General features: G+C 48.8%; 12 protein-coding genes. 6 read left to right on the top strand and 6 right to left on the bottom strand.

Going from position 1 to position 12,366, the window contains the following annotated elements:
• Window positions 1–287: 287 nt before the first annotated feature.
• From A8O25_RS17695 to rpsF, 5 genes are all read right to left on the bottom strand, one after another.
• Complete coding sequence (locus A8O25_RS17695; RefSeq protein WP_066837638.1) at window positions 288–1,268, bottom strand: GSCFA domain-containing protein; 981 nt, start codon at window positions 1,266–1,268, stop codon at window positions 288–290.
• A gap of 43 nt (window positions 1,269–1,311) precedes the next feature.
• Entirely contained in the window at window positions 1,312–2,001 is a 690-nt protein-coding gene (locus A8O25_RS17690; RefSeq protein ID WP_066837634.1) for an HAD family hydrolase, read from the bottom strand.
• Between the two features lie 183 nt (window positions 2,002–2,184).
• Complete coding sequence (gene rplI, locus A8O25_RS17685; protein WP_066837631.1) at window positions 2,185–2,628, bottom strand: 50S ribosomal protein L9; 444 nt, start codon at window positions 2,626–2,628, stop codon at window positions 2,185–2,187.
• 14 nt (window positions 2,629–2,642) lie between these two features.
• Complete coding sequence (gene rpsR, locus A8O25_RS17680; protein ID WP_066837628.1) at window positions 2,643–2,894, bottom strand: 30S ribosomal protein S18; 252 nt, start codon at window positions 2,892–2,894, stop codon at window positions 2,643–2,645.
• Window positions 2,891–3,262 carry a 30S ribosomal protein S6 gene (rpsF, locus tag A8O25_RS17675; protein ID WP_066837626.1) on the bottom strand — a complete coding sequence of 124 codons (372 nt, stop codon included), beginning with the start codon at window positions 3,260–3,262 and terminating at the stop codon, window positions 2,891–2,893. The genes rpsR and rpsF overlap by 4 nt, the downstream gene beginning before the upstream one ends.
• A gap of 750 nt (window positions 3,263–4,012) precedes the next feature.
• On the opposite strand from rpsF, the gene A8O25_RS17670 reads away from it, so the two are divergent.
• Genes A8O25_RS17670 through A8O25_RS17650 form a run of 5 tightly spaced genes read left to right on the top strand, consistent with a single transcriptional unit; the run spans window position 4,013 to window position 11,047 of the window.
• Complete coding sequence (locus A8O25_RS17670) at window positions 4,013–5,329, top strand: c-type cytochrome (protein ID WP_082893728.1); 1,317 nt, start codon at window positions 4,013–4,015, stop codon at window positions 5,327–5,329.
• Window positions 5,330–5,365: 36 nt separating this feature from the next.
• A complete protein-coding gene (locus A8O25_RS17665) occupies window positions 5,366–8,380 on the top strand; it encodes a TAT-variant-translocated molybdopterin oxidoreductase (RefSeq protein WP_066837624.1) in 3,015 nt (1,004 codons plus the stop codon).
• Window positions 8,381–8,398: 18 nt separating this feature from the next.
• Window positions 8,399–9,817, top strand: coding sequence for an NrfD/PsrC family molybdoenzyme membrane anchor subunit (gene nrfD, locus A8O25_RS17660; protein WP_066837621.1), 1,419 nt, complete (start codon window positions 8,399–8,401; stop codon window positions 9,815–9,817).
• Window positions 9,810–10,334 carry a DUF3341 domain-containing protein gene (locus tag A8O25_RS17655; RefSeq protein WP_066837618.1) on the top strand — a complete coding sequence of 175 codons (525 nt, stop codon included), beginning with the start codon at window positions 9,810–9,812 and terminating at the stop codon, window positions 10,332–10,334. Before nrfD ends, A8O25_RS17655 begins: the two co-directional genes overlap by 8 nt.
• On the top strand, window positions 10,334–11,047 hold the full coding sequence (locus tag A8O25_RS17650) for a c-type cytochrome (protein WP_066837615.1): 714 nt from the start codon (window positions 10,334–10,336) through the stop codon (window positions 11,045–11,047). The genes A8O25_RS17655 and A8O25_RS17650 overlap by 1 nt, the downstream gene beginning before the upstream one ends.
• Window positions 11,048–11,094: 47 nt before the next feature.
• On the opposite strand, the gene A8O25_RS24135 is transcribed toward A8O25_RS17650, so the two are convergent.
• Window positions 11,095–11,226: a hypothetical protein gene (locus tag A8O25_RS24135; protein WP_277620022.1), complete on the bottom strand. Its 132-nt coding sequence runs from the start codon at window positions 11,224–11,226 to the stop codon at window positions 11,095–11,097.
• Window positions 11,227–11,250: 24 nt separating this feature from the next.
• Between A8O25_RS24135 and A8O25_RS17645 the strand changes: the two genes are divergently transcribed.
• Window positions 11,251–12,345, top strand: coding sequence for a quinol:cytochrome C oxidoreductase (locus A8O25_RS17645; RefSeq protein ID WP_241499076.1), 1,095 nt, complete (start codon window positions 11,251–11,253; stop codon window positions 12,343–12,345).
• The last annotated feature ends 21 nt before the right edge of the window (window positions 12,346–12,366 follow it).

Raw genomic sequence — 12,366 nt, 5'->3', positions numbered from 1 at the left:
TGCTGTTCGTTCTGTTTTGGCCAATTGCGAACAGCGAAAACAGAAATTGGTTGGCTAACTAAGTATTCCTTGATTCTTTTGACTTCTCATGTTTTCTTATGGCGCAAGCGTCCGCTTGTGCCTATAGGTATTGCAGACCAAAATCCGTGCAGGCACAAGCGGACGCTTGCGCCATGAGAATTCCTTAACTACAGAATTCCTTTAAATTCAGAATTCCTTGAAACCTCAATAATCCTTAGAATGCGTTTTCGGCTTACTTTTTCTGGAACTGGCCAAAAACAGGAAGTTCATGTACGCAACTGACGCTGCACGGTGGCAATTTCTTCGTGTACATTGGCTTCTAACGCCATGGCCTGGAGCTTCTGCAGGAGCTGTTGCAGGAACTGCTGGTGGGCTGAACTGTCAGGGTTGAAGGCGCGGTGGGTCAAGTCCCGCTGCACCTCTGCCCAGCGCTCCAGGAAATGGGAGAAGGCCTGGTCTGCGTACACGTCAATAAATTTCTCCCAAATATAGGTTTCTGCCATTTCTGACGGATGGATCAGGTCTGCGCCATAGAAGCGGTAATCTCTCAGGTCATCTAGCAGCAGCTCATAGGCCGGGAAATAAGAAATCATAGGGTGCTGCTCCTGCGCCAGGTGGGCCGCCAGCCGTAAAATGCTTTTACTCACATTGTTCAGCACCAGGGTGTCTTTCACGTGGCGTACCGGGCTAACAGTCAGGATCACTTGCAGGGTAGGGCAGTGTTCCTGCAGCAGTTGCAGGGTTTGGCGGGCGTCTTGGGTGATTTCTTCCAGGGTGAGCAGGCGCCGGCTGAAAGACCGCTGCGGTACCTTGTGGCAGTTGGCAACCAAGGTGCCGTTGTCATTGCGCTCGTACACATACGCGGTGCCCCAGGTCAGCAGCAGGGCCTGCGCCTGTTTAAGGAAATGGCCGGCCTCCTGCAGAGCCTCCCTGAGCATCTGGAGCAAGCCCTCCGGTTCTGCATGGCGGTAAGACGAATGGAAGTCATGGTGAAACCACAGGCCTTGCCGCTCCACCAGCCCATCTGCCAGGCCTGCGGTATCACCGGTAACGGCGGCTCTTATGAGTTTATGGGCCGAAAGCGGGTTGAAGATGGTGCCAAACGGGTTCACCTGTGCGTTGGCCTTCACCAGCCGGAGCTTGCGGCCTATGACCTCTGCAAAGCAGGAGCCTATGGTAAAGATGCCTTTGGTGCGGGAAAAACGAATGGGGGCGGGTGGAATGTGTATTTCTGTACGGAACTGCATGAACCAAAAAGAAGGTGCAGCTACAAAATACGTAAAAACCTCCTTAACCGTCTGGATTTAATAACGGCAGAAGCTGGGGGAGGCGGTCAATGGCAAACGTAGGGTTGGCTTTGTGACACAGGGCCGTGTTGCCGTACCCAAAGGTGGCCCAGCAGGAGGCAATGCCTGCGTTGTTGGCGAACTCCAGATCTGCATGGGTGTCTCCCACCATCAGGAACTGGTTGTTCTTTGCCTGCGGGTAGTGGGGCTGTATCACCTGGTGAAACGCCATGGGGTGGGGCTTTTTCTTGAGCGGCAGGGCCGGATTGTCCCCAATGACCAGGTCAAAATAGGGGCGCAGGTTGAATTTGAGCAGCGCATCTTCAATGGCCTGCTGGCCTTTGTTACTGATCACCGCACAGGCCAGGCCCAATTCTTTGAGGTTTTTGAGCAGAGGCTCAGCGCCGTCAAACAGGGTGGTGAGGCGGCCGCCGTCAGTGTCATAGATGGTGCGGTACAGGTGCACCCATTCGGCCAGCTCCGCATGTTTTTCTTCCTCCCGCAGGGGCGGGTGAAGGAGCGGCAGCATTTCCCAGAGATTGGCCCCGGTGCTAATGCCTTCTTTTACCTGCTGTTCTCCGGGCGGGGTCACCCCTTGGTGTTCAAACGTCTTCTGAAACGTGTAGAGGATAGAGTCCTGGGTGGCGCAGAGCGTGCCGTCAAAGTCAAAGATGAGCACCTGGTAGGGAAGCATGGCAGTAGGATAATGGGGTCTGGTGGGTGGCTGATCAGGTGAGAAGCCGGCGAAGTTTCTGTTTTCGGCCTGTTTTGGGCAAAACAGCGAAAACAGCTTTTAAGGGCCCTGCTAGAACCGGCTTAAAACAAAAACATCCTGCCGTTTTACGGCAGGATGTTTAAAAAGATCGTTGTGTAGGAATTAAGCTTCTACAACGTTGAAGCGAACCTGGTGCTTCACTTCTTTGTGCAGGTTCAGTGTGGCGGTGTATTCGCCCAAAGACTTCACCTCCTGGTCAAAGTCAATGCGCTTACGGTCTACCTCATACCCAAGGCTCTTCAAAGCCTCAGAAACTTGAAGGGTAGTTACCGCACCAAAGATTTTACCGGTTTCACCGGCTTTGGCAGGGATGTTCAACACGGTCTCACCAATACGGTTTGCCAGTTCCTGAGCATCTTTCTGGATTTTATCTGCTTTGTGGGCAGCCTGGCGTACGTTCTCCTCCACTACTTTTTTAGCAGAAGGGGTTGCCATTACCGCCAGTCCTTGAGGGATCAGGTAGTTACGGCCGTACCCTGGTTTTACGTCAACCACATCGTTTTTATAGCCAACGCCTTTCACGTCATCTTTCAGAATAACTTGCATCGTTCTTTACCTCCTTATTTTAAAGAATCCGTTACGTAAGGCAGAATTGCCAGGTGACGAGCTCTAGCCACGGCCTGAGCTACTTTGCGCTGGAACTTCAAAGAAGTACCGGTCAGGCGGCGAGGAAGGATTTTGCCTTGCTCGTTCACAAACTTCAATAAGAAGTTGCCGTCTTTGTAGTCAATATACTGGATTCCGTTTTTCTTGAAACGGCAGTATTTCTTGCGCGTGTCTTGCTTGTGGATTTTTTCGTTTACTAAACTCATGATGCTTGTGCCTCCTTCTCTTTTTTAGATGATTTAAACTCACCGTTTCTGCGGCGCTCATTGTAAGCAACAGCGTGCTTGTCAAGGGCGGTGGTCAGGAAGCGGATGATTTTCTCATCACGACGGAATGCTAGTTCCAGCGCGTCTACCACGGTAGAAGGGCCCTGGAACTCCATGAGGTGGTAGAAGCCGGTGTTTTTCTTCTCAATTGGGTAAGCCAGTTTTTTTAGACCCCAATTCTCCTCATGGATAATGTCGGCGCTATTTTCCTTAAGCACCTGTCTGAACTTCTCGACCGTCTCCTGCATCTGAACCTCGTTCAATAACGGGGTCATGATGAAGAGAACTTCGTAGTTTTTTAACGACATGGTTAAAATGATTATTTGGTTCGAAGCGGCAAAGGTACGCCTATTTCCAGCACAAAACAAACAAACTTTGCAACTGGTGCGGCTAAATAAATTCAGGTGACCGGATGCTCACCTGAAAGTGCGTTTCAGGCTGTCGCAAAACAGCCCTGAAATAAAGACTGGCCCTGATGTGAGGCTAGTGGTTTGGGGTATAAGATGCGCAACAGGGGTGGCACAGGCCAGAAGCAGGGAAGGGGATTCCCTATTTAATATTGAGTATGATGGGTTGGCACCTGAATGAAGAAGCCCGTTTTCTGTTTTTGGCCTGTTTTTAGAAAAGCAGGCCAAAAACAGAAACCAGACAATCAGAGAAGTTTCCAACTGGGGCTAAGCAGATATAAAATGATACAGGTCATGGGTGAAGAAAGGTGTTATCATCGCCTTGCGTTGCACCTTAATATAATAGGAGTGGCCAGAGGCCTAGGGAGGGGGCCTGAGGGGGCATAAGCGGGGCAGCTGCAGGAAAGACAGGTGGGAGAACGTAAAAAGGGGGCTGAAACGGGGTGTTTGCGAGCAAAATGACAGTAATTTATAAGAATTCTAAATAGGGTAAAAAGAGCCCTGCAGCATGATTTGAAGCCTGTTTATGAGGGCTTTAGTACGTGTTATTACTGAGGGAAAAAGAAGAAATATTGTGTTTGAATAATGGTTATCGGGTAGTAGATTTGTGCCCGTAATGTACTTTCAATATACTAACACTACATTTAAGCTATGATTAGCTGTAAAAAGAGAGCAAAATCTACCTTCCTACTCCCTTTTATCTTTATCTTCTTTGTGGTTTCCAGTGCTTTTGCGCAGGAAACGGCACAGGTAGGTACTGCGGGTGTAACGCCAGGTTCTGCTGAGGCGGCTCCGGCTGCCGGGGGCGGTGGTGGTGCTGATGCGGCTGTAATTGATGCCGGGAGTACCCTTTTCAAGAATAACTGTGCGCAGTGTCACGCTGTAACCGCAGAAGTTGTAGTAGGTCCTGGTCTGAAGGATGTGCACAAGAGAAGATCACAGTCTTGGCTGCAGAAATGGATCAAGAACTCAAGTGCTCTCATTCAAAGCGGCGACAAAGATGCGGTAGCCGTTTACAATGAATATGCTAAGCAGCAGATGCCTTCTTTCGCCTTCTCTGATGATGAGCTGAACGCCATCATTGCTTACATTAAGCAGGAAAGTGAGAGTGCGGCCACTGACATGGCGCCAAGTGGCGTGCCGGGTGCTGAAGCTGGCGCTCAGGTTGGCACTAACGCTCCTGATGCGGTAGGCGGCTACGTAGACATGCTCTTAATAGTGCTGGTAGTGGTGCTGATTGTACTAGTGATCACGTTGCTGATCATTGCCTCAGTTCTGAAGAACTACCTGAAGAACAAAACAGACCTTACGGGTGCTGAGCAGGAAATGCTGGAGCGCCGCACCAACTTTGCCAATATCTACAAGTCAAAAGCGGTACGGGTGATTGTGGGTCTGATCTTTATAGTAGTGTTGGTGGATATCTCCATTGATAAAGTAATGGGAGTGGGTATTCAGCAAGGGTACGCTCCCAGACAACCTATAGCTTTCTCCCATAAACTGCACGCCGGTGATCACCAGATCAACTGTAACTACTGCCACACCTCGGTTTACAAGAGCGAGAAAGCAAACATTCCTTCGGCAAACATCTGTATGAACTGCCATAGCCAGATCAAGAAGGAGTCTCCAGAGATTCAGAAAATCTACCGCGCTATTGAAAATAACAAGCCTATTGAGTGGGTACGGGTACACAACCTGCCTGAGTTGGCTTACTTCAACCACTCTCAGCACACTAAAGTGGGTGGGGTGGAGTGCCAGACGTGCCACGGTCCTATTGAGACCATGGAAGTGGTAGCCCAGTACTCGCCATTGACCATGGGCTGGTGTATTGACTGTCACCGCAACACTCCTCTGAACACAGAAGGAAACGCTTATTATGACAACTTGGTGAAGTTGCATGAGAAGCAGTCAAAAGGCGCTTTCATTGTGGCGTCTAACGGTGGTACTGAATGTTCTAAGTGCCACTACTAATCAATTCCATATCCTGAATTTGAGTTTTTGAGATATATGCAAGAAACAATTAAATACTGGAGAGGGGTAGAGGAGTTAAACAACACTCCGGAATTCCAGCAGCATGCTCATAACGAGTTTCCTGAGTTCCTGCCAGTAAGTGAAGCCAACGGAGATGATTCTTCCTCTCCTGTAGCTCCAAGACGTGATTTCTTAAAACTGTTGGGTTTTGGGATGGCAGCGGTTACGCTAGCCTCTTGTGAGGCCCCGGTTCGTAAAGCGATCCCTTACCTGCATAAACCAGAAGAAGTAGAGCCGGGTGTAGCCAACTGGTATGCCTCTACTTACTTTATGGGGGATTTCTACAACCCCGTGTTGGTGAAAACAAGAGAAGGGCGTCCAATCAAAATTGAGGGGAACCCGCTTTCTCCCATCACCCAGGGCGGTACGCACGCCCGGTCACAGGCTTCTTTGCTGGGACTTTATGACCAGTCCAGACTGAAAGGCCCAATGGCTGGCGGCAAGGAGGTTTCCTGGAAAGAGGTTGACCAAAAAATCAGAACCCGCCTCACCGGCGTACAGGGGAAAGTGGTGTTGGTGTCAAACACCATCATCAGCCCGAGTACCAAAACGGTGATCAGGGAGTTTGGAGCCCAGTTTCCTTCGTTTGAACACGTAACCTATGATCCAAAGTCTGCTTATGGCTTGTTACGTGCTAACGGTGGTCTGGTACCTGGGTACGATTTCAGCAAAGCCAAAGTCATTGTTTCTGTTGGCGCTGACTTCTTAGGATCCTGGATCTCTCCGGTAGAGTATTCAAAACAATATATCATTAACCGGAAAGTGACGGCTGAGAACCCTACCATGTCTCGTCACATCCAGTTTGAGAGCTTCTTGAGCTTAACCGGGGCCAACGCCGACGTGCGGGTACCGGTGAAGCCCTCTGAGTATGGGGCGGTGGTAGCTGCCTTATACAATGCAGTAGCCAGAGGTGCCGGTGCAGAGGCAATCACTGCTCCAAATAACGCCTATGCGAAACAGGTAGAAGCGGCTGCCAAAGAATTGTTGGCTAACCGTGGCGCTGCCTTAGTGGTATCTGACTCTAATGATGCGTCTGTTCAAGCGTTAGTGGCCGGTATAAACAGAGCATTAGGCGCAGAAGGTAGCACTATCAATACCGCTGCCCCTTCTTATGTGCGTCAGGGAGATGATGCCCGTATGCTTCGTCTTGTTCAGGACATGAACAACGGCGGTGTAGGGGCTGTGATCTTCTATGGTGCCAACCCTGTTTATGATCACCCGTTAAGCCAGCAGATTGTAAGCGGGCTGAAGAAGGTGGGCGTGAAGATCTCCTTTGCTGACAGAGCTGATGAGACCGCTTCCTTAGCTGACTATATCTGCCCAGACAGCCATTTCCTGGAGTCCTGGAATGACTACGAGCCCAAAAGAGGTTTCTTGAGCTTGGCTCAGCCAGCTATCACGCCAATTTATAACACCAGACAGGCCCAGCAATCCCTGTTGGTATGGGCCGGCTCTACCACAGACTACTACAATGTGATTCAGAGAACCTGGTCAGGTGTAGTGGGAAGCGCCGCCGGATGGGATAAAGCCGTTCATGATGGTGTTGCGCAAGGAACTACCGGTTTGAACGAGCCAACAGCCGCTGTTGCTCCTGTCACCTTGGCGGGTGCCGCGGTAGGCATTAACAAAGCTGCCCGCGCGGCAGCCGGTAAAGGTGCCTTTGAGCTTGAAATTTACGAGAAGGTAGCTATTGGAACTGGCCAGCATACCAACAACCCATGGTTGCAGGAAATGTCTGACCCCACCACCAAAGCAGTTTGGGATAATTACGTTACCATCTCCCAGGCAGATGCCAAAGCACAGGACATTGAACAAAATGATGTGCTGCGGGTAACTGCAAAAGGTAAAACCATTGAATTGCCTGCCTTGATCCAGCCCGGCCAAGCAGTGGGGACTGTTGGTATTGCCGTTGGATATGGCCGTACCCATGGCGGACAGGCTGCTAACAATGTTGGCGCTAATGTGTACCCGTTGGTAACCGTTTCTGACAATGCGTTACAGTATACCAATACTGTCACTATTGAAAAGGCGGGTACTGATAAGCCTATTGCCCAAACCCAGACCCACCACACGGTAATGGGCCGTAATGTGGTTCAGGAGTCAACCTTAGGCAAGTACAAGCAAGATCCTAAGAGCGTAACAGAGTATATTAAAATTGCTACGCCAGACGGACCTCAAAAGCCGCAGAAAGTATCTCTTTGGCAAGATTACGAATATAAGAACCACCACTGGGGTATGGTCATTGACCTGAACTCCTGTATTGGTTGTGGTTCTTGTACAGTAAGCTGCCAGGTAGAGAACAACATACCTGTAGTAGGTAAGCAGGAAGTATTGAACCGCCGTGAAATGCACTGGCTGCGTATTGACCGCTATTATAGCAGTGATGCTACCCGTGAAGACGGTGGGTTTGAGAAAATGGAAGACCCGTCTGCTAATCCTGCAGTGGTGTTCCAACCAATGCTATGCCAGCACTGTAACCATGCTCCGTGCGAGACGGTTTGTCCGGTGGCTGCAACTATGCACAGCACTGAGGGTATCAACCAAATGGTGTACAACCGCTGTGTGGGTACCCGTTACTGCGCAAACAACTGCCCATATAAAGTACGTCGCTTCAACTGGTTCAACTATGCGAACAATGAGAAGTTTGACTACAACATGAACAACGACCTAGGTAAGATGGTGTTAAACCCAGATGTTACCGTTCGTTCGCGTGGTGTAATGGAGAAATGCTCGTTCTGCGTACAGCGTATACAGGCAGGTAAGTTAGAGGCCAAGAAAGAAGCCCGTCGTCCTAAAGATGGTGAGATAGTTACTGCTTGTGCCCAGGCTTGCCCAACCAACGCCATCATCTTTGGAGATATGCTGGATCCTAACAGCCAGGTATCACAAATCCTGAAGCGTGAAGAAGGGGAGCGTGCGTTCCACGTGTTGGAAGAGTTGAACACTCAGCCAAACGTGACTTACTTAACCAAAATCAGAAACCAAGCTTAATTTAACACAGAAAGATATATGCAGCACGTATCTCCGATAAGAGAACCCTTAGTAACCGGAGGGAAAACTTATGCAGACATCACGGAGGACGTTTGTCGGCAGGTGGAAGCCAAGCCGAACGTCCGTTGGATGGTGGCCCTGGGGGTTTCTTTGGTATTTCTTGGAATCTTTATTTACTCTGTATACCGTACCTTGTGGTTTGGGATTGGGGAATGGGGACTCAACAAAACAGTAGGTTGGGCTTGGGATATCACCAACTTCGTATGGTGGGTAGGTATTGGCCACGCCGGTACTCTGATTTCGGCCATCTTGCTTTTGTTCCGTCAGAAATGGAGAACCTCTATTAACCGCGCCGCTGAGGCGATGACCATTTTTGCGGTAATCTGTGCGGCCATGTTCCCTGTTTTACACATGGGCCGACCTTGGTTGGCGTACTGGGTATTGCCTCTTCCAAACACATTTGGCTCCCTGTGGGTGAACTTTAACTCCCCACTTCTTTGGGACGTGTTTGCCATCAGTACCTATTTCTCAGTGTCACTGGTTTTCTGGTACATAGGTTTGATCCCAGACTTTGCAACCATCAGAGACAGAGCTACCGGTCCAATTGCCCGCAGAGCGTATGCTTTGTTAAGCATGAACTGGACAGGATCTGCCAAACACTGGTCTCGTTATGAGACAGTGTCATTGATCTTGGCCGGCTTGGCAACGCCACTGGTACTTTCAGTGCACACCATTGTATCAATGGACTTTGCCACTTCGGTAATTCCTGGTTGGCACACCACCATCTTCCCTCCATACTTTGTGGCTGGAGCTATCTTCTCAGGGTTTGCCATGGTATTGACCTTGATGATCATTACCCGCAAGACTTTCAAACTGGAAGATTATATTACCCTGGAGCACGTTGAGTCTATGAACAAGGTAATCACCTTAACAGGATCAATTGTAGGGGTGGCTTATATCACAGAATTCTTTATCGCCTGGTATTCAGGGGTGGAGTATGAGCAATATGCATTTATCAACCGGGCTACAGGCCCATACTGGTGGGCATACTGGTCTATGATGACTTGTAACGTAATTACGCCTCAGCTTTTCTGGTTCAGATCAATCCGCAGAAGCCTTACCGCCACCTTTATCATCTCCATCTTTGTGAACATTGGTATGTGGTTTGAGCGTTTCGTGATCATTGTAACGTCTCTGCACCGTGACTTCCTGCCATCCAGCTGGGTAATGTTCTCCCCAACGAGTATTGACATAGGCGTCTATGTAGGAACCATGGGCTTGTTCTTTACTTTATTCCTCCTGTTTGCCAAATTCTTCCCAGTGGTGAACATGGCAGAGGTGAAATCTATTTTGAAGTCGTCTAGAGGGGTAAACCACACCCACAACCCTGACGCATCTATGCATGGCACAGCTCCTAACACCCACAAACATGACTAGTAAGAAATATATACTCGGAGTATTTGATGACGAGGATGTGCTGCTGAACGCCATTGAGAAAACACGCGCGGCAGGCACCAGAATCTATGATGTATTCTCGCCCTATCCTATACACGGCATTGATGATGTGTTAGGGATTCAGCGGTCAAGACTGCCTATTGTGGCCTTCTTGTGCGGCTTGTGTGGTACCTCTTTCGCCCTTTGGATGCAGATCTACATGCTGGGCTTTGACTGGCCAATGATAATTGGTGGTAAGCCGCACGTAGCCCTTCCTGCCTTCATTCCGGTTACCTTTGAATTAACTGTACTTTGTGCGGCGTTTGGTATGGTGATCACATTCTTTGTGATTAGTGGTCTCCGCCCAACGTTGAAAGTGCCAGTGATGGATGTTCGGTCAACTGATGACAAATACGTAATGGCCATTGAGTTGAAAGAAGGAACAGATATTAATAAACTCAATGATCTTCTCCGTTCAAACGGGGCAATCGAAGTAAACGAGAAGGAGGTAGTTAAATAATGAACAATATCTTCAGAACTGGGGCTAAAGCCTCTTTGATTCTTCTTTCTTCTGCACTCTTTGCTTCCTGCGGACAAGATACGCAGGATCCAGGCTTGGAGTATGCGCCTGATATGTACTATCCGGTATCATATGAGCCGTTGAAACAACTGGAAGGAAATAACAACGCCATTAACCCCGGGGGGTTGAATATGCGCGTACCTGCTGCCAATACTATTGCCCGCGGTAAACTAGGGTTCTATACCCATATTTCTAAAGACAGTGCTGAGGTGGCCGGACGTGAATTGTCAAATCCGTTACGGGCGAACCAGAAAAACCTTGAAGAAGGAAAAGTGTTATACCTACGTTTCTGCTCGCCTTGCCATGGTGATTCTGGAACAGGGGACGGGTTAGTGGGTGCTAAGTTTAAAGGTGTACCCAATTATACCCAGGGCCGTTACGCTGCATTGCCCGCTGGCCACATTTACCACGTGATTGTAAACGGTCGCGGACGTATGATGCCTCACGGTACGCAGGTAAACCCGGAAGAGCGCTGGAAGATTGTGATGTATGTGCAGCAGTTGCAAAAGGGGAAAGTTGATGTAGAGGCAGACACCGAAGCAGATACCGGATCTCTCGTACAAGACGCTCCTAACGGCCCCAGCACCAATGCAAACACCAACGAGGTGACCGGAACCACTGTTCATCCTACTAAGGATATTCGTAGTAATTAACCGTAAAAGGTATTTTTGAAATGATAACTGAAGAAAGACTTAGTATCTCAAAAAGAACCACCAACAGGTTCTTCTTCATGATAGCTATAGGGTTGGTGCTGCTGGTTGCCGGTCTTGTGATTGCTGCCAATTTTAGCGGTGGGCATGGAGATGCCCACGGAGCTGAAACTGGTGGGCATGGAGCTGGATGGGTACAGCGTTTAATGGCCAACCTATGGATGAACAATGTGTATTTTACAGGAATCTCTGTTGTAGGTATACTATTTGTGGCTATACAATATGTGGCTTACGCAGGTTGGTCTGTGGTGATTAAGAGAGTTCCTGAGGCACTTGGCAGCTACCTGTTAGTAGGTGGAGTCATCATGCTTCTTGTGTTCCTCCTTCCTATCATCTTTACAGGGCACAACACCCTCATGCACTGGACTGATCATGCACTCACTGAGGTGGGAAACCCTAAATATGACCCTGTTATTGCGGGTAAATCTGGTTTCCTGAACGTTCCGTTCTATACTATCAGAATGATCGCCTATTTCACGTTGTGGTTCTTATTTTTCAAGTGGTTGAGAAAAGAATCATTGGCAGAAGATCTGAATGGCGGGTTAAACCATTATAATAAGAGCATTAGATTAGGAGCAACCTTTCTGGTTATCTTTGGGGTAACGTCTTCCATGTCTGCCTGGGATTGGGTGATGTCAATTGACACTCACTGGTTCAGTACCATGTTTGGCTGGTATGTGTTTGCCAGCTGGTGGGTTTCCGGATTGGCTGCCATCACCTTGACCGTAATTTTCCTGAAGCAGAATGGCTACCTGAAAATGGTCACTTCCAATCACCTGCATGACCTTGGTAAATTTGTGTTTGGTTTCAGTATTTTCTGGACGTACATCTGGTTCTCCCAGTTCATGCTGTACTGGTATGCAAACATTCCTGAAGAAGCCATCTATTTCATTGAGCGTTTAGGAGGTAATAACAACCATTACACCTGGATTTTCTTCTTCAACCTGTTTATCAACTTTGCTTTCCCGTTCCTGGTTCTGATGACCAGAGACGCAAAGCGACAGATGCTGGTTCTGAAGATTGTATGTATTGCCATCTTGATTGGACACTGGTTTGACTTCTATATGATGATTATGCCGGGAACTATGCGTGCCGAAAGTGGTTTTGGATTAATAGAGATAGGTACTGCTTTGACTTTCCTGGGAATCTTCCTGGTAAGATATACTAAAGAGCTGACCAAAGCCTCTCTGGTTCCAGTGAACCACCCATTCCTGGAAGAAAGTGTTCATCATCACGTTTAAGACTCATTTTAAAAGATACAG

Origin of the sequence: Rufibacter ruber, from assembly GCF_001647275.1 — a bacterium.
GTDB classification, from domain to species: domain Bacteria; phylum Bacteroidota; class Bacteroidia; order Cytophagales; family Hymenobacteraceae; genus Nibribacter; species Nibribacter ruber_C.
This window is presented reverse-complemented; position numbering and strand designations above follow the sequence as displayed.

Coding starts and splice junctions, on each gene's coding strand:
- A8O25_RS17690 (WP_066837634.1), bottom strand. CDS start 2,001: ATGCTTCCCTACCAGGTGCTCATCTTTGACTTTGACGGCACGCTCTGC.
- rplI (WP_066837631.1), bottom strand. CDS start 2,628: ATGCAAGTTATTCTGAAAGATGACGTGAAAGGCGTTGGCTATAAAAAC.
- A8O25_RS24135 (WP_277620022.1), bottom strand. CDS start 11,226: ATGCCCACCAGTTTCAGCTCCGTGGGCATCTCCATGCCCACCGCTAAA.
- nrfD (WP_066837621.1), top strand. CDS start 8,399: ATGCAGCACGTATCTCCGATAAGAGAACCCTTAGTAACCGGAGGGAAA.
- rpsF (WP_066837626.1), bottom strand. CDS start 3,262: ATGTCGTTAAAAAACTACGAAGTTCTCTTCATCATGACCCCGTTATTG.
- A8O25_RS17655 (WP_066837618.1), top strand. CDS start 9,810: ATGACTAGTAAGAAATATATACTCGGAGTATTTGATGACGAGGATGTG.
- A8O25_RS17650 (WP_066837615.1), top strand. CDS start 10,334: ATGAACAATATCTTCAGAACTGGGGCTAAAGCCTCTTTGATTCTTCTT.
- A8O25_RS17645 (WP_241499076.1), top strand. CDS start 11,251: ATGGCCAACCTATGGATGAACAATGTGTATTTTACAGGAATCTCTGTT.
- rpsR (WP_066837628.1), bottom strand. CDS start 2,894: ATGAGTTTAGTAAACGAAAAAATCCACAAGCAAGACACGCGCAAGAAA.
- A8O25_RS17695 (WP_066837638.1), bottom strand. CDS start 1,268: ATGCAGTTCCGTACAGAAATACACATTCCACCCGCCCCCATTCGTTTT.
- A8O25_RS17670 (WP_082893728.1), top strand. CDS start 4,013: ATGATTAGCTGTAAAAAGAGAGCAAAATCTACCTTCCTACTCCCTTTT.
- A8O25_RS17665 (WP_066837624.1), top strand. CDS start 5,366: ATGCAAGAAACAATTAAATACTGGAGAGGGGTAGAGGAGTTAAACAAC.